We start from the raw sequence: 15,231 nt of genomic DNA on the forward strand, positions 1-15,231 counted from the left end.
CTCCGATGGCCGTCCTCCCGATCACCGTCCTCGGCAGCCCCGTCCTGCGCGAAGTCACCACGCCGGTGACGGAGGTGACGGACGAGCTGCGCAGGCTCGCCGCCGATATGCTCGAGACGATGCGCGCCGCCGACGGCGTCGGCCTCGCCGCGCCGCAGGTCGGCCGCAGCGAGCGCCTGTGCGTCGTCGAGGTCGGCGAGGTAACGGCGGTGCTGTTCAACCCCGAGATCATCGCGCGCGAGGGGAAGATCAAGTGGGAGGAAGGTTGCCTCTCGATCCCCGACGTGTTCGGTTGGGTGGAGCGCTCGGCTTACGTGAAGGTCCGCGCGCTGGGTCTCGATGGACAGCCCTTTGAACTCGAAGGCCGCGAGCTGCTTGCGGTGTGCATCCAGCACGAGCTCGACCACTTGGACGGCAAGCTCTTCCTCGACCATCTCAGCTTCTTGAACCGCCGCCGCGCGATGAGTGCCTGGGACGAGGAGAAGGTGAAGTATCCGAAGTTGGTCAGGGTGCTTCCGGCGAAGGCGCCGGGACGGAAGACTGAAGACGAAAGGAGTGCGGCCGCAGGCGCGGAGCATCACGACGCGTTATAGGTGGTCGGTGGGCGCTGGAACCGAGAGCGCCCACCGTGTTGTATCCTTTCCAGCAGTTGCCGTTGGCTTCCGTCCTCCGTCTTCCGTCCCAAGTCTGTCCCGTGCGCCTCGCCTTCTTCGGCACCCCCGACTTCGCCGTCCCCACCCTGCGCGCCTTGCTTGGCGAAGGGCACGACGTCGTCTGTGTGGTGACGCAGCCGGATCGCCCGCAGGGCCGCTCGCGGTCCACGCTGGTGCCGCCGCCGGTGAAGGCGGTCGCGCTGGAGGAAGACATCCCCGTGCTGCAGCCAGAGCGTCCGCGCGGCGCGGAGTTCCTCGCGCAGCTGCGTAGCTTCGCGCCGGACCTGAGCGTGGTGGTCGCCTACGGGCACATCCTGCGGCAGGACGTCATCGACCTGCCCACGCGCGGAACGGTGAACATCCACGCGTCGCTGCTGCCGCGCTGGCGCGGCGCGGCACCGATCCAAGCTGCCATCCTCGCCGGCGACGCCGAGACCGGCGTGAGCATCCAGCGGATGGTGCTGCAGCTCGACGCCGGGCCGGTGCTGCACGAGCTGCGCGTACCGCTGAGCGACGGCATCACGGGCGGCGAACTCACGGAGGCGCTGTCGGAGCTCGGCGCGGAAGCCATCATCGGCTACCTCGCGCTGGAGGAGCTCGGCGGCATCAACGAGCGCGTGCAGGACGAGTCGCTGGTGACGTATGCGCCGAAGATCGATCGCGCGATGGCGCAGCTGGATTTCCGTCGGCCGGCAGCGGAAGTGGCACGGGCGGTGCGGGCCTTCGATCCGCGGCCCGGCGCCTGGGGCGTGGTGCGCGATGGCGAGGTTCGGCTCTTCGGCGTGCGCGTGTTGCCGGACCGTCGCGGCGAACCCAGCGAGGTGCTCGAGGTGGGCGAGATGGGAATGGTCGTGGCCTGCGGCAGCGGCGCCATCGCCGTGGAGACAGTGCACCCGGCAGGCCGGCGGCGCGTGGCCGCGCTGGACTGGTACCAGGGACGCGGCATCGCCGTGGGCGACTGCTGGGAACTGCCCGCGTAGGGCAGGCCTCCGCTGACCGACTATCTTTGGAGGGTATGCCCAGCACCCTCCCGCTCGTGACTGACGCCCGCATCGCCGCCGCCGAGACGCTCGCTGACCTGCGCAGCGGCTTCTTGCTCGACGCTGCCTTCGACCGCCGCACCGCGGCGCTCGACGCGCGCGACCGGCGCTGGACGCAGGAGCTGGTCTGGGGAATGCTGCGCCGCCGCGGGTGGATCGATCACCTGCTGGCCCCGCGCGTGCGCGGGGGCATCGCGCGGCTGGAGGCGGACCTCGCCGACCTGCTGCGGCTCGGGGTGTACCAACTGCTGTATATGGGCAGCGTGCCTGCCTACGCCGCCATCGCGCAGACGGTGGAGTTGGCCAAGACGCGCCACGGACTCGGCGCGAGCAAGCTGGCCAACGCGGTGCTGCGCCGAATCGAGCGCGAGCGCGACGCGCTGGACGCCGAGTTGCCGGCCGATCCCGTGGAAGCGCTGGCGGTGGAACACTCGCACCCGCGCTGGTTGGTGGCGCGCTGGGTGGCGCGTTGGGGCGCCGAAGAGACGCGCGCGTTGCTCGAGGCGAACAACCGCGAGGCGCCGCTGATCGTGCGGCCCTGGGGCGTGGTGCGCGAGCAGCTCGAGACGATGCTCGAGGAATCGGGCGTCGGCACCGGCGATGCGCCGCTCGTCGAGGATTCGCTGCTGCTCGCGCCGGGCACGGTGCTCACGGCACTCGGCGCGTTCCAGCAGGGACGCTGCTTCGTGCAGGATCCCGCGGCCACGCTGGTGACGCGCTACGCGGCGTTGCCGCCGGGATTGCAGGTGGCCGACCTCTGCGCCGCACCCGGCGGCAAGTCGGTGGAGTTGGCGCGCCACGCGGCGCACGTGACGGCGGCCGACAGCAACGAGAATCGCATCGGGCGCGTGATCGACACCATCGGCCGCCTCGAGCTCGAGAACGTGGACGCCGTGGTCGCCGATGCGCGGGACGGCACGCTGGGCGAGTTCGATGCCGTGTTGGTGGACGCGCCCTGCACGGGCACGGGCACCTTCCGGCGCCATCCGGATGCCCGCTGGCGCCTGCGCACCTCAGACCTCGCCGTGATGGCGGCGGCCCAGCGCGCCGTGCTGCGCGGCGCCGCGAAGTGCGTGAAGCCCGGCGGCCTGCTCATCTACTCCACCTGCTCGCTGGAACCGGAAGAGAACGACGCGCAGGTGGAGGCCTTCCTGGCCGACCATCCGGGCTGGACGCTGGAGCCGCCGCCGGCCGGCACCGTGCCCGACTCCGTGCTCGACGCCGGTCGCCTGCGCGTGCTGCCGCAGCGCCACGGCAGCGATGGATCATTCGCGGCGCGCCTGCGCCGAGGGAACGCCTGATGCCGTCCAAGACCGTGCGCATCGCGCCGTCGCTACTGTCTGCTGACTTCGGCAAGCTGGCCGAGGACCTCGCGATGCTCGAGGCCGGCGGCGCCGATTGGCTGCACGTGGATGTGATGGACGGCGTGTTCGTGCCGAACCTGACCTTCGGCGCCAAGGTGATCGAGACCTGCAAGAAGCTCACGGCGCTGCCGCTGGACTGCCACCTGATGGTGGTGGAGCCGGAGAAGTACTTCGAGAGCTTCATCAAGGCCGGCGCCGACACGGTGACGATTCACGTCGAGGCGGCGCCGCATCTGCATCGCCAGGTGATGCGCATCAAGGAACTCGGCGCCAAGGCCGGCGCGACGCTCAACCCCAGCACGTCGCTCGAGACGCTGCGCGAGGTAGCCGCCGACCTCGACCTGCTGCTGGTGATGAGCGTGAACCCCGGCTTCGGCGGGCAGCGGTTCATCCCCGGCTCGGTGGAGAAGATCGCGCGAGCGCGGCAACTGCTCGACGAGACGCGTTCGCGCGCCGTGCTGGAAGTGGACGGCGGCATCGCGCGCGAGACCATCGCCGCGTGCTGGCGCGCCGGCGCGGACACCTTCGTGGCCGGAAACGCGATCTTCTCGGCCAAGGACCCGCAGGCGGAGATCGCGGCGCTGCGCACGCGTTGCACGGAGACCGCGTGAACAGCCGGCAGGCGCAGTGGGTGATCGTTGGCGCGCTGGTGGCGCTGGTCGGCATCGGGCTCTGGTCGGCGCGGACGCAGCTGGCGGCGGAGCTGTTCCCGGTGCGGATCGGGAAGGAAGCACCGAGCTTCCGCGCGAATCCGATGGTGCCGGGCAGTGCGGCCAAGACCATCGCTGACTACAAGGGCGACGTGGTGCTGCTGAACATCTGGGCCACCTGGTGCGGACCCTGCCGCATCGAGATGCCGGCTATCCAGCGCCTCGAGGAGCAACTGGGCCCCAAGGGCCTGCGGGTCGTGGCGGTAAGCGTGGACGTCGCGGGGATGGAGGACGCCATCAAGGCGTTCACCGAGGAGATGAAGCTGAGCTTCGAGATCCTGCACAACCCCGCGGGCGATATCCAGCGCAGCTACCAGACCACCGGCGTGCCGGAGACGTTCATCATCGGACGCGACGGGCGCCTACGGCGTCGGGTGATCGGGGCGCCGATGGGTGCGGACGCCTGGGACGCGCCGGCGAGCGTCGCCTACCTCGAGCGCCTGCTGGCCGAACCGCGGCCGCAGTGAGCGAGACGCGCCGCGTGCCAATCCCGCGCGCCGCCGCCTGACCGATGCGCATCCTCGGCATCGAGACGTCCTGCGACGAGACGTCGGCCGCCGTGCTCAGCGGCAACGCCGCCGCGCCACAGCTGGACTCGCTGGTGATCCTCTCACAGGACGTGCACAGCGTGTTCGGCGGCGTGGTGCCCGAGATCGCCTCGCGCGAGCACCTCACGGCCATCGTGCCGGTGACGGAGCGCGCGCTGGCCGACGCCGGCACGACACTCGCCGACGTCGACGCCATCGCCGTCACGCACGCGCCAGGGCTCGTCGGTGCGCTGCTGGTGGGCGTGAGCTACGCCAAGGCCTTGGGCGCGGCGGCTGGCAAGCCGGTGATCGGCGTGCATCATATGGAAGGGCACCTCTTCGCGACGGCGCTGGAGCATCCCGACGCCACGCCGCCCTTCACGGCGCTCTTGGTCTCCGGCGGACACACCTTGCTGCTCGACGTCGCTGAATGGGGCGCGTACCGCCTCTTGGGCCGCACCCGCGACGACGCCGCCGGCGAGGCCTTCGACAAAGCCGCCAAGCTGCTCGGCCTGCCATATCCCGGCGGCCGCCACCTCGAAGCCCTCGCGCGCGACGGCGACCCCAAGCGCCATCGCTTCACCAAGCCGATGCTCAACGCCGGCCAGAAGCCCGGCGACGCCGATTACTACGACGTCTCGTTCAGCGGACTCAAGACCGCCGTACTGCTCGCCACGCAGCAGGCCTCGGACCTCGAGGCCGAGAAGCCGCACATCGCGCGCGGGTTCCAGGACGCACTCATCGGCACGCTGGTCGCCAAGACCATCCGCGCCGCCAAGGCGCAGCGCCGCAAGAAGATCGTGCTCGGCGGCGGCGTCGCCTGCAACGCCGCCGTGGTGGACGCGATGCGCAGCACAGCCAAAGAACTCGGCGCCGAAGTCTTCGCTCCCACACCGCGCCTCGCCACCGACAACGCCGCAATGATCGCCGCCGCGGGCTTGTTTCGGTTCGCACGCGGCGAACGCTCGGATGCGACACTGAACGCACACAGTGCGCTACCAATCCCAGGGGTACGCTCAATGACGGATGACTGAAGACGGATGACGGATGACGGAAGACGGAGGACGGAAGCCGTAAGGCGCCTACTCAGCTCCCGCCGCCCACCGTACATTGCTGGACCAGAGATTCGCCTCCCCTCTCCCAGCCCTCTCTCCTCTCCCGTCTCCCCGCCGTCACCCCCCTCCCCCCTCCCATCTCCCGCTGATGTACACCCACATCCCTTTCGCCTACGACCTCGGCCCCCTCCAGCTGACCGGCTTCGGCATCGCGATGCTGCTGGCCTTCGTCATCGGGCAGATGGTGGCGAGCGAGAACCTCGAGGCCCGCGGCCACGATGCGGAGATTATGGGAGACGTCACCATCGCGGCGGTGGTGGGCGGCTTGCTCGGGGCCAAGCTCTACTACGCCGTCCTCGTCGGGGACCTCGGCGCCGTGTTCAGCCGCGCGGGCTTCGTGTTCTGGGGCGGACTCATCGGCGGCATCGCGGCCACGGCCGGCGTGATCCTCTACAAGAAGGCGAGCTTCGCGCAGATCTCCGACGCGGCGGCGCCGGGGCTGGCGGCGGCGTACAGCGTGGGCCGCTCGGGCTGCTGGGCCGTGGGCGACGACTACGGCACGCCGTGGAACGGCCCGCTGTCGGTGGCCTTCCCCGAGGGCGCGCCGCCGAGCACCGTGGCGAACCTCGTGCAGCAGTTCGGTGCGGCCGACTACGCGCAGCTGCCGCCGGACCAGGTGCTGGCGGTACATCCGACGCAGCTCTACGAGACGGCGATGGGCCTCGTGATGTTCTTCATCCTGTGGCGGATGCGCAATCACGCGCGGGCGGCGGGCTGGCTCTTCGGCGCCTACTGCGTGCTGGCGGGACTGGAGCGCTTCATCGTCGAGTTCTTCCGCGCCAAAGACGACCGCTTCTTCGGGATGCTGACGATGGCGCAGGTGATCGCGATCGGTTTCGTGCTGCTGGGTACGGCGTGGATGGCGATGCGCGCGAGGACCGGCCCCGGACGCCCGGGCGTGCGCGCCGCCTGATCAGCGCTCGAGGATGACCACCGCGCCGGCGGTGTCATCCGTGTGACTGAGCGTGAGGTGCACGCGCTGGACGCCGAGCTCGGCGGCACGCGCCGCCGCACGGCCGGTGAACTTGAGCACCGGTGGTCCTTCGCTGCCGCGCTGCACCTCGGCTTCCTTCCACCCGATCAGCTTGGCGTCGTCGGAGCCGGTGAGCGCCTTGAACACCGCCTCCTTGGCGGCGAGGCGCGCGGCGAGGTGCATCGCCGGGCGCGGACGCGAGAGCGAGTACTCCTGCTCGTGCGTCGTGAACAGGCGGTTGAGCGCCCGCTGCTCCTTGCGCGCGAGCATTCCCTCGACGCGCGCGATGGCGACGATGTCGAACCCGATGCCGACGATCACGAGGACCTCCGCAGCACGCGCCGCCAGAATCCGCCCTGTCGGCCACGGGAGTCGGCGAGCACGGGCAGGGCGCGCTCCCACCAGGCATCGGCGGCGCGGAAGACCCCCTGCACGGCCGTGACCCACTGCGCCCAAGCCGCGGCGCGCTGATCGGCCTTCGCGAGCTTGAGGCGTTCGGCCTCGGACTTGAGTTCCGCCAGCGACGTCCACACCGGCGCGGCCAGCAGTTCGAGCTCCGCACCCAGCGCACGGCGGTCGGGCAGCGACTTGCCGTGCCGCCGTTCGGCCAGCGAGGCGATGGCGCCCCGCCAGGCCCGCTCCAGCTTGCCCGCCTCGAAGGCCGCGACCTGCTGCTCCACCGAGCTCGCGCGATGCGCCGCGCGGCGCGCCTCGAGCAAGGGCGCGAAGATCACGTCGTGATCCGAACCCGGCGCCGAGGGCACGGCGAGCGCGCGCAGGGAGCGCGTGAACTCCGGCAGGGTGAACTCAGGCGTCATTCGGGGAGTACCGGTACTCGCCGTCGAGTTCTCGATCGCAGAGCGCGGCGCGTTGGCCCGTGCGCGATTCATACGCGAGCACGAAGTCCGGCAGGCGCTGGGCCGTGAAGCGTTCGCGCGGCAAGCCGAGGGCGACGATGGCCTGTTCGATGGCGGCGGTTTCGCCCTCGACCTCGATGAGCACGTCCATACGGGGATATCGCTCAAAGCGCACCGTCGCGCCAGCGTAGCTGAACTGCGCGATATGGCGATCGATCTCGCGGGTGATCACGTAGCCCAACGCCTCGAGGATCTGCGCAAGCGCCACCGGATCGCCGGCATTGACGGTGTACTCATCGCGGACCTTGAAGCCCTCGGCGTAGCCGGTGGGACCCTTGAAGTCGAGCGAGGTGACGACGCTTGCCCCGCGGTACACGCGCAGGCGCAGCACGTGGTCGCGCAGCGCCAGCGCCCGGTCTGGCGTGTCGTAGCGGCGGTCTTCGAGTCGGCCTTCGTAGCTGAGCGTGGCGCCGGCCGCCTCGAGCCCGGCGCGCGCGGCGGCGGCCTCGGACTCGGTGTAGGCGATGCCCTTGAGCTCGACCTCACGCATCGAGGATGGCCTCCATCACGCGCGCGGTGTCGCCGAGGTCGTCGAAGACGGCGGACGGCGACTCGGCGGCCAGTTCCTCGCGCGGCACGCCGCCGGTGGCCACACCGATCGCCCGCGCGCCGACGCCCTTGCCGCAGGTCATATCGTGCACCGTGTCGCCGATGATGACGAGGCGATTGCCGGGCACCTCGCGGCCGAGCAATTCGCTGGCGCGACGCTGCGCGATGGGCGGCAGCATCGGACGGTCTTCGTGGTCGCTGCCGAAGGCCCCGACGCGGAAACGCGCGGGGTCGAACCGTACGGCGCGGAGCTTGAGGTCGGCTCCCTCGACGATGTTGCCGGTGAGCAGGCCGAGCACGAGCTCGTCGTGGGCCTCGACGGCGTCGAGCAGTGCGCCGACGCCGCGCAGTGCGCGTGCCGGATGCTCGTCTCCGGCGAGCTCGCTGCGCAGGCAGGTCAGATAGCGGGCGAGCACCTGCGGCATCCGGGCGTCGATGGTGGCGTCGTCGAAGCCTTCGAGGCGCATCGTCTCGCGGACGATGAGTCGGTCCGTCTTGCCGCCGTAACGGTGGCTGCGCGGCCCACGCGTGCCGAAGATCTCGTGCAAGGCGCGCTCCATCGAGCGGCGTCCGGCGCCGTCGCTGAGCAGGAGCGTACCGTCGATGTCAAAGAGGACGATCTTCATCGGCGCGCGAGATAGAGGCCAGAAAGCACCGCACCCGCGCCCGCCGCCTGGAACATCGTCGGCACTTCGCCGAGGATCGCCCACGCCACCAACACCGCCACCAGCGGCTGTAGGTTGGCGAACATTGCCGTGCGCGTGGGGCCGATGGCGCGCACGCCGTGGTACCACACGAGGTAGGCGACGACCATCGCGAGGATGCCGGCGTAGGCCACGGCCGCCCAGGACAGCGGCGTCACCGCGGCCCACTCGGTGCGCAGCAGCGCCGGCGAGGCGAACAGGGCCAGCGGCACGACGCCACCGATCAGCGTCCACGCCGCCACCTGCGCCGGCTCCACGTGTTGCGCCAGCGGCACGAGGCCGGTGGTGTAGAAGGCCCAGACCACCACGGCGCCGAGGATGAGCAGGTCGCCGAGCAGGTGACTGGTGCCGTCCGACTGCACGCTGCCGCCCACGACGAGCATCACGCCGGCGATCGAGAGCACGATGCCGACGACGGCGCGCAGCGGCAGCCGCTCCTGCCCGAAGGAGCGCGCGACGATGGCCACCGCGGCCGGGCTGGCCGCGACGACGAGCGCGGCGGTGCCGGCGCGCGTCAGCGAGAGCCCCTGCAGGAACAGCATCTGATACACGAAGTGCCCCAGCACGCCAAGGGCCAGCAGGCGGTTGCGGTCCGCCACCGAGGGGCGAAGGCCCGGCCGACCGTAGGCGATGGCGAAGAGGATGACGCAGGCGATGCTCATCCGCAGCGCGTTGAACACGACCGGCGCCATCACCTGCGTGCCGTACTTCATCACGCTGAAATTCACGCCCCAGATCACCGCCATCACGACGAGACTGAGTTCGGTGGCGCGCGAGGCGCGCGTGAGGGCGGTCATATCAGGGAGAAATCTAGCGCAGTGTCCCAGACGAACCCGGATGCGCCGCCGAAGGTGCCGCGCTAGCTTCCCGCGATGCACGTCTCCTTCGCGCTTTTCGCCGATTCGGCCAACATCTCCCAGGAAGGCAAGCTGAACATCCTCGGGGTGTTCGACGCCCTGCAGGTGGCCAGCCTTCCGGCCGTCCATCCCCGCGCCACGATGGTCGTGCGCCTCAAAGCGCTGCCCGACGACGTCGGCAGGCACACGCTGGGCTTCCACTGGCTGAGCCCCGAGGGCGACGAGATGTGGTCCTCGTCCGGGCAACTGGACGTGGGCTCGCCGCCGCCGGGCGCCACTGAGCTGGATGTGCCGGTGATCGCGGCCATCGACCTGCCGATCCAAGTCTCGGGTACGCACGTGATGCGCATCGTGCTCGACGGCGACGTCTGCGCCGAGCTGCTGTTGCACGTGCGGGCGGGCGCGCCGGTGATGCCCACCGGCGGGCTGGTCAGCTAGCCGGCGAGTCCAGGAATGCCGTCGCGCGAGTGGGCCAGGCGCACGGCCCGTTCGATGGCGGCTTCGAGGGCCTGACGGGCGAGTCGTTCGCCGAGGTCCTGTGGTGCGGCAGGGCCATCCATCGGCGCCAACGCGAAGACGATGTCCCCATCGGCGTGCGTGCCGGCCGGCGTGATGCGATGCAGCAGGCCCGCACCGGCGGCCTGCGCGATGGCCTTGAGCTCGGCCCGCGAATACGCAGCGTCGAGCGCGACGACGCCGAGCGTGGTGTTGGTGCCGGCCACGAATCCGCCGGGCTTGGCGCCGCCAGCGAGGGCGCGGGCCGTGTCCACGAAGCTGCCGTCCTCGAGCCGCGCGCCGGCGATGATCGCGCCATTGGCATCGCGCACGTCACCGAAGGCATTGACCACGGCGATGGCCACCGCCGCCCGCCCCGCTTCTTCGGCCACGGCGATGCCGAGGCCGCCCTTCATCGCGCCGTCGCGCCCGCGGAACTTGCCCACCGTGGCGCCGGTGCCGGCGCCCACGTCGCCCTCGGCGATGCCGGACGACGACGCCCGCTCGCAGGCGTCGTAGGCCATCTGCGGCGTGGGCCGCGTGTCGAAGCGCCCCAGCGGCTGGAGGTCGAAGATCACCGCGCTGGGCACGATGGGCACGACGCCGCCGCTCACGGGGAAGCCGCGGCCGCGCTCTTCCATCCAGCGCATCACGCCGGCGGCGGCGTCGAGGCCGTACGCCGAGCCGCCGGTGAGCAGGATGGCGTCCACGCGCTCCACGAGATGTCCGGGTTCGAGCAGGGCCAGCTCTCGCGAGCCGGTGGCGCGACCGATGACGACGCCAGCGGCGCGGTGCGGCGCATCGAGGCCGCGGACGACGGTGCAGCCAGTAGCGGCCTCGCGGTCGGTGGCGTGGCCGACGGCCAGGCCGAATCGGGCGAGCGAGACGCCGTCGCTCACGCCGACCTCAGGTGTCCGAACCGTCGTCGTCGGACGCGTCCTCAGCCGCCTGGCAGGACGCACAGAGCGTCACGCCGCGCAGGACGCAGATCTGGCAGATGAACGTCCCGCAGTTCTCGCAGGGGTAGCCTTCGCTGGCCCGCTCTTCCTTGCCGCAGGCCCGGCAGACCATCACGTCGCGCTCGGACATCGGGGCCTCCTACTTGGGACGGTCGGCGAGTTCGTACTCACGGATCTTCTTGATCAGCGTCGCCCGCGAGATGCCTAGCTCCTTGGCCGCGTGAGTGCGGTTGTGCTGGTGGGCGCGCAGCGTGCGATCAATGTGCGCCCGTTCGACTTCCGAAAGCGAGCGCGGTTCGTGATGCGCGACCTCGGCACCGGTGGCGCTGGCCACCTCGCGCGGGAGGTGGATGACGTCCACCGCCGGCAGGCCGCGGGCCATCAGCATCGCGCGCTCGAGCACGTTGCGCAGCTCGCGGATGTTCCCCGGCCAGTGGTAGCGCAGGATGGCGTCGAGGGCCTCGTCGGTGAGCGCGGTGGGCGCGCCCGGCAGCGAGGGCGTGAGGGAATCCTGGACGGCGGCCACTAGCTCGAGCAGGTCCTCACGACCCCGCTGGCGCAGCGGCGGGAGCTGGATCGGCATCACCGCGAGGCGGTAGTAGAGATCCTCGCGAAAGCGCCCCGTGGCGACGGCGCCCTGCAGATCCACCGACGAGCCGGCGATGACGCGCACGTTGGGCGTGATCTCCTCGCGGCCGCCGACGCGGCGGAAGCCCTTCCCCTCGAGCACGCGCACCAGCTTGGGCTGCAGCGTCGGCTCGAGATCGGCAATTTCGTCGAGGAAGATCGTGCCACCGTCAGCGATCTCGAAGGCGCCCGGCTTAGTGACGCCGTGCTCGCTCCCCGCTTCCACGCCGAAGAGCTCGCTGTCCAGCGACTCCGGGCGCAGCGTGGCGCAGTTGATCTCCACGAACGGTTTGGTCGCACGCGGGCTCTGTGCGTGCAGCAGCTCGGCCACGCTCCCTTTGCCCGCCCCGCTCTCGCCGAGAATCAGCGCCGTCGTGCGGTCGCTGGCGGCAAGCAGTTGGATCTGGGCCTGCAACTCGCGCATCTGCGGCGAGGAGCCGAAGACCAGGCCTTTGTCGGCGCCGCGCTTCTCGCTGAGCCAGCGGCTGAGCCGGCGCAACTGCGCCTTCTCCAGCGCCCGCTCGGCGGCGGCCTTGAGGTGCGAGAGGTCCACCGGCTTCGTCAGGAAGTTCTCGGCGCCCTTGTGGAGCGCGTCCACCGCCATCGGCACGTCGCCGTAGGCCGTGACCATCACCACCACCGGGTTGTGCTCGCGGATGGCCGCGAGGACGTCGAAGCCGGTCATATCCGGCAGGCGCACGTCGAGCAGCACGAGGTCCGGCCGCAGCCGCTCGTAGGCCGCGATGCCGTCCGCGCCGGTGTAGGCCTCGGCCACGGTATGCTGGCCATCGTGCCGGAAGAACATCGCGAACGCCGTCGCGATGGCCACTTCGTCGTCGATGATCAGGATACTGGCCATTTACTCGGTCGCAGGGAGAGTCGGTGGTGCCACGACTGGAAGAACGATATCGAACTGGGCGCCGTGCCCGAGCTCCGACTGCACACGCAGGGAGCCACCGTGCTCCCGAGTGATTCCGTCGGCAATGGAGAGGCCTAGGCCAGTCCCGCTGCCACGCGGCCTCGTCGTGTAGAACGGGTTGAAGATGTGCGGCAGATGCTCCGGCGCAATCCCCGGGCCCGTGTCGGCGATTTCCACCACGATGTTATCACCTTCGCTGCGGGTCCGCACCTTGATCCGCCGCTCGCCCTGGTGCCGCGCCACCGCCTGCTCGGCGTTGCCGAGCACGTTGATGAACACCTGCTGGAGCTGGAAGGGGTCGGCCCAGGTCGTCGGCAGGCTGCGGTCCAGCGAGATGTCGAGGGCGATCTCCTGCACGGCCAGCGGATAGCGCCGCAGTTCGAGGGTGTCCTCGAGCACGCGGTTCACATCCGTCGCCATCCGGTCGGCGGTGTTCTGGTGCGAGAAGGTCTGCAGCTTGACCACCACGCGGGCGGCGCGGCGGGCCTCGTTGGCCACGCGGTCCAGCACCTCGGCATCGGCGCCGGGAAGGGTCTTCAGCTTCGCCACCTGCGCGAGAATCTCCTGCAGCGGTGCGGAGATTTCGTTCGTCACGCCGCTCATCAGCTCACCGAGCGCGGCCAGCTTGTCCTGCCGTACCAGCGAGTCCTGCATCCGGCGCTCGTCGGTGACGTCGCGGGCGACGGCAAGCACGCCGGTGACCTGCCCCTCCTCGATGATGGGCGTCGCGAGCACCGTAGCCACGCGCTGCGCGCCGTCAGGGCGCGTGAAGTTCACCTCGCGGCGTTGCCGCTCGCCGCCGAGCGTGGCAGCGAAGACGCGCCAGAGCTCGGCGCGCTCGGCCGGGCGCAGCAGCTCGACGAAGTGCGTGCCGATCAGTGCCGCGCGTGGCCGCCCGCTGACCTTCTCCAAGGCCCGGTTCACCGAGGTGAAGTGGCCGTGTTCGTCCATCGTCGCGATCGCATCCTCGGCGGAGTCCACGAGCCGAGCCCAGCGCGCCTCGAGGCGCTCGATGGCCACGCTGCGGGCGCGCTCCTCGGTGATGTCGCGGACCACACCAAGAATGCCGCTGACGACGCCGTGCATCAGCACCGGGCTATTGGCGACACTGATCAAGCGCCGCGAGCCGTCCTTGCGCACGAGGTGGCACTCGTAGCGCTGGCGCTTGCCCCCGAGCACGGCGCGGAAGTGGCCGGCCACCGCCTGCTGGTCCTCCGGCGCGATGAGCGGAATCGCGCTGCGGCCGAGCAGTTCGCCCCGCGCATAGCCGGTGAGCTCGAGCGTGGCGGGGTTGATTGACGTAAACAGCCCGCGCCGGTCCACCATCCAGATGGCGTCGGCGGCGACCTCGGCGAGGTCGCGGAAGCGCGTATTCGCCGCGGCGACTTCGTCGCGGGCACGGGCCTCGTCAGTGAAGTCGGTGAACGACGCCACGAGGCCGCTCACGATGCCGTGCTCACGCACCGGGCTCAGCCCCACGTTCACGCGACGGCGATCGCCATCGGACCGCGTGATGCTCAGTTGCGCGCGCACGGCATCGCCGGCCAGCGCGCGCTGCACATAGCCCCGCATCAACTCCTGCTCCTCGGAGGCCACCAGTTCGTGTAGCCGCGCGCCGCGCAGCGACTTGCGCGTGCTGAAGAGCAGCGTTGAGGCGTCGTTGGCGTACTCCACCACGCCGCCGACCGAGGTTACGAGGATGGCGTCGGTGGCCGATTGCAGGACCAGCCGGTGGTGCTCAGCGAGCGCCAGCAGCCGCTCACGCTCGCGCCAGAGCTCCTCGAGCACCGCCGCCTGCGGGGGCGGCAGCTCAGCGAGGAGCGCGCGGAGCCGGGGCTCCAGCGAGGCGTCGGGCGCGAGCCCGGCGAGCGAAGGGTCCTGCATCAACGGTCCAGCGTGGGGGTGGGGACCGAGGGAACGTATGACCCGTTCGCAGACGGGGCAAACGACCCGCCAGGGGCCAGAAAGTGCCCTGCCCCCGGTACCACGGCTGCATCGAGTATCGGCGCCGTCAGCAACTCCCCGTCAGCCTGTACCGGCACGCCGGCCGGCGCCGTGAGGCGCACCTGGCGGGCCCGCACGAAGAGCATCCGGGGATCGGCCCGGAAGTCGCGTCGGGCCATCCTCCAGGCCAGCGTTAGGCCATCGCGAAGCCCAGCCGCCGAGAGCACGCAGACATCGAGCCAGCCGTCGTCCGGCGCTACGCCAGGGCCCAGCCCAAAACGCCCGTCCATCACCGCACCCACATTGGCGATCATCGCCAAGGCCGCCTCCCGCTCGTAGACCTGCCCGTCGGCCTCGACCCGCACGGCGAACGACTGCACGCTCGGCAGGGCCTTCGCGGCGCTCCACACGTAGGCCGCCACGCCGAAGCGCCGCTTGGCGCGCGGATCGGCTCCGGCGATCATCGCCGCATCGAGCCCGAAGCCCGCCGTCAGCGAGAAGTAGCGACCGTCGTGCAGGCGCCCGAGGTCCAGCGGTGTCGTGCCGGCACCGACCAAGCGGCGCACCGCGCGGCCGACCTGCAGCGGAATCCCGAAGTGCCGCGCCAACTGGTTGCCAGTGCCACCCGGCAGGATGCCCACGGCGGTGCCGCGGCCCACCAAGGCACCCACCACCTCCATCACCGTGCCGTCGCCCCCGAGCACGAAGACGGGTTCCTCGCCCGCCTCGGCTGCGGCGATGCGGGCAGCATCGCCCGGCGCGGTGGTGCGGCGCAGGTCGGGTTCGATGCCGACCGACGCGAACGCCATCAGCGCCTCGGCCTCGGCCGAGCGGCCCCCGCGCGCGGCGGGGTTCACGATCAGCAGCGCTCGGCGCAC

Annotated in this window: 18 protein-coding genes; 8 read left to right on the top strand and 10 right to left on the bottom strand. The window is 70.8% G+C overall.

The window, feature by feature from the left end; genetic code table 11:
- The first annotated feature begins 5 nt into the window (after nt 1–5).
- From def to KF689_11225, 7 genes are all read left to right on the top strand, one after another.
- Nucleotides 6–593 (top strand): peptide deformylase, encoded by a 588-nt coding sequence (def, locus tag KF689_11195; protein MBX3133932.1) that lies wholly within the window; start codon nt 6–8, stop codon nt 591–593.
- A 101-nt stretch (nt 594–694) separates the two neighbouring features.
- Nucleotides 695–1,633: a methionyl-tRNA formyltransferase gene (gene fmt, locus KF689_11200; protein MBX3133933.1), complete on the top strand. Its 939-nt coding sequence runs from the start codon at nt 695–697 to the stop codon at nt 1,631–1,633.
- A gap of 35 nt (nt 1,634–1,668) precedes the next feature.
- Nucleotides 1,669–2,994: a 16S rRNA (cytosine(967)-C(5))-methyltransferase RsmB gene (gene rsmB / locus KF689_11205; protein MBX3133934.1), complete on the top strand. Its 1,326-nt coding sequence runs from the start codon at nt 1,669–1,671 to the stop codon at nt 2,992–2,994.
- Nucleotides 2,994–3,668: a ribulose-phosphate 3-epimerase gene (locus tag KF689_11210; GenBank protein ID MBX3133935.1), complete on the top strand. Its 675-nt coding sequence runs from the start codon at nt 2,994–2,996 to the stop codon at nt 3,666–3,668. Before rsmB ends, KF689_11210 begins: the two co-directional genes overlap by 1 nt.
- The gene (locus KF689_11215; GenBank protein ID MBX3133936.1) at nt 3,665–4,234 is read left to right on the top strand and encodes a TlpA family protein disulfide reductase; all 570 of its coding nucleotides are present in this window, start codon (nt 3,665–3,667) and stop codon (nt 4,232–4,234) included. Before KF689_11210 ends, KF689_11215 begins: the two co-directional genes overlap by 4 nt.
- Before the next feature lie 44 nt (nt 4,235–4,278).
- Nucleotides 4,279–5,328 (top strand): tRNA (adenosine(37)-N6)-threonylcarbamoyltransferase complex transferase subunit TsaD, encoded by a 1,050-nt coding sequence (tsaD, locus tag KF689_11220; GenBank protein MBX3133937.1) that lies wholly within the window; start codon nt 4,279–4,281, stop codon nt 5,326–5,328.
- Between the two features lie 169 nt (nt 5,329–5,497).
- Nucleotides 5,498–6,322 carry a prolipoprotein diacylglyceryl transferase gene (locus KF689_11225; GenBank protein ID MBX3133938.1) on the top strand — a complete coding sequence of 275 codons (825 nt, stop codon included), beginning with the start codon at nt 5,498–5,500 and terminating at the stop codon, nt 6,320–6,322.
- Here KF689_11225 and acpS read toward each other — a convergent pair whose 3' ends face one another.
- From acpS to KF689_11250, 5 genes are read right to left on the bottom strand one after another with little or no spacing between them, the layout of a single operon-like run.
- Nucleotides 6,323–6,703 (bottom strand): holo-ACP synthase, encoded by a 381-nt coding sequence (acpS, locus tag KF689_11230; GenBank protein MBX3133939.1) that lies wholly within the window; start codon nt 6,701–6,703, stop codon nt 6,323–6,325. It lies immediately after the preceding gene.
- A complete protein-coding gene (locus tag KF689_11235; GenBank protein ID MBX3133940.1) occupies nt 6,700–7,200 on the bottom strand; it encodes a hypothetical protein in 501 nt (166 codons plus the stop codon). Before KF689_11235 ends, acpS begins: the two co-directional genes overlap by 4 nt.
- Nucleotides 7,190–7,789, bottom strand: a complete 600-nt coding sequence (locus KF689_11240; protein ID MBX3133941.1) for a CYTH domain-containing protein — start codon at nt 7,787–7,789, stop codon at nt 7,190–7,192. Before KF689_11240 ends, KF689_11235 begins: the two co-directional genes overlap by 11 nt.
- Nucleotides 7,782–8,474 (bottom strand): HAD hydrolase-like protein, encoded by a 693-nt coding sequence (locus KF689_11245; GenBank protein MBX3133942.1) that lies wholly within the window; start codon nt 8,472–8,474, stop codon nt 7,782–7,784. The genes KF689_11240 and KF689_11245 overlap by 8 nt, the downstream gene beginning before the upstream one ends.
- The gene (locus KF689_11250) at nt 8,471–9,349 is read right to left on the bottom strand and encodes a DMT family transporter (GenBank protein MBX3133943.1); all 879 of its coding nucleotides are present in this window, start codon (nt 9,347–9,349) and stop codon (nt 8,471–8,473) included. Before KF689_11250 ends, KF689_11245 begins: the two co-directional genes overlap by 4 nt.
- Before the next feature lie 75 nt (nt 9,350–9,424).
- Between KF689_11250 and KF689_11255 the strand changes: the two genes are divergently transcribed.
- A complete protein-coding gene (locus KF689_11255) occupies nt 9,425–9,847 on the top strand; it encodes a hypothetical protein (protein ID MBX3133944.1) in 423 nt (140 codons plus the stop codon).
- Here the strand turns inward: KF689_11255 and KF689_11260 are convergent.
- The 5 genes from KF689_11260 to KF689_11280 are packed head-to-tail and all read right to left on the bottom strand — an operon-like array spanning nt 9,844 to nt 15,231.
- Nucleotides 9,844–10,803 carry a P1 family peptidase gene (locus KF689_11260; GenBank protein ID MBX3133945.1) on the bottom strand — a complete coding sequence of 320 codons (960 nt, stop codon included), beginning with the start codon at nt 10,801–10,803 and terminating at the stop codon, nt 9,844–9,846. The two genes, KF689_11255 and KF689_11260, sit on opposite strands and share 4 nt — an antisense overlap.
- A 7-nt stretch (nt 10,804–10,810) precedes the next feature.
- Complete coding sequence (locus tag KF689_11265; GenBank protein MBX3133946.1) at nt 10,811–10,993, bottom strand: hypothetical protein; 183 nt, start codon at nt 10,991–10,993, stop codon at nt 10,811–10,813.
- A gap of 9 nt (nt 10,994–11,002) precedes the next feature.
- The gene (locus tag KF689_11270) at nt 11,003–12,349 is read right to left on the bottom strand and encodes a sigma-54-dependent Fis family transcriptional regulator (GenBank protein ID MBX3133947.1); all 1,347 of its coding nucleotides are present in this window, start codon (nt 12,347–12,349) and stop codon (nt 11,003–11,005) included.
- Complete coding sequence (locus KF689_11275; protein MBX3133948.1) at nt 12,350–14,293, bottom strand: PAS domain S-box protein; 1,944 nt, start codon at nt 14,291–14,293, stop codon at nt 12,350–12,352.
- Nucleotides 14,293–15,231, bottom strand: a complete 939-nt coding sequence (locus KF689_11280) for a diacylglycerol kinase family lipid kinase (protein ID MBX3133949.1) — start codon at nt 15,229–15,231, stop codon at nt 14,293–14,295. The genes KF689_11275 and KF689_11280 overlap by 1 nt, the downstream gene beginning before the upstream one ends.

The organism is Gemmatimonadaceae bacterium (assembly GCA_019637355.1).
Taxonomy (GTDB): domain Bacteria; phylum Gemmatimonadota; class Gemmatimonadetes; order Gemmatimonadales; family Gemmatimonadaceae; genus Pseudogemmatithrix.

What these genes read in the sequence shown, in the direction of transcription:
- def (MBX3133932.1), top strand. Translation starts at nt 6, where the DNA reads ATGGCCGTCCTCCCGATCACCGTCCTCGGCAGCCCCGTCCTGCGCGAA.
- rsmB (MBX3133934.1), top strand. Translation starts at nt 1,669, where the DNA reads ATGCCCAGCACCCTCCCGCTCGTGACTGACGCCCGCATCGCCGCCGCC.
- KF689_11210 (MBX3133935.1), top strand. Translation starts at nt 2,994, where the DNA reads ATGCCGTCCAAGACCGTGCGCATCGCGCCGTCGCTACTGTCTGCTGAC.
- tsaD (MBX3133937.1), top strand. Translation starts at nt 4,279, where the DNA reads ATGCGCATCCTCGGCATCGAGACGTCCTGCGACGAGACGTCGGCCGCC.
- KF689_11225 (MBX3133938.1), top strand. Translation starts at nt 5,498, where the DNA reads ATGTACACCCACATCCCTTTCGCCTACGACCTCGGCCCCCTCCAGCTG.
- KF689_11235 (MBX3133940.1), bottom strand. Translation starts at nt 7,200, where the DNA reads ATGACGCCTGAGTTCACCCTGCCGGAGTTCACGCGCTCCCTGCGCGCG.
- KF689_11240 (MBX3133941.1), bottom strand. Translation starts at nt 7,789, where the DNA reads ATGCGTGAGGTCGAGCTCAAGGGCATCGCCTACACCGAGTCCGAGGCC.
- KF689_11245 (MBX3133942.1), bottom strand. Translation starts at nt 8,474, where the DNA reads ATGAAGATCGTCCTCTTTGACATCGACGGTACGCTCCTGCTCAGCGAC.
- KF689_11250 (MBX3133943.1), bottom strand. Translation starts at nt 9,349, where the DNA reads ATGACCGCCCTCACGCGCGCCTCGCGCGCCACCGAACTCAGTCTCGTC.
- KF689_11255 (MBX3133944.1), top strand. Translation starts at nt 9,425, where the DNA reads ATGCACGTCTCCTTCGCGCTTTTCGCCGATTCGGCCAACATCTCCCAG.
- KF689_11265 (MBX3133946.1), bottom strand. Translation starts at nt 10,993, where the DNA reads ATGTCCGAGCGCGACGTGATGGTCTGCCGGGCCTGCGGCAAGGAAGAG.
- KF689_11270 (MBX3133947.1), bottom strand. Translation starts at nt 12,349, where the DNA reads ATGGCCAGTATCCTGATCATCGACGACGAAGTGGCCATCGCGACGGCG.
- KF689_11275 (MBX3133948.1), bottom strand. Translation starts at nt 14,293, where the DNA reads ATGCAGGACCCTTCGCTCGCCGGGCTCGCGCCCGACGCCTCGCTGGAG.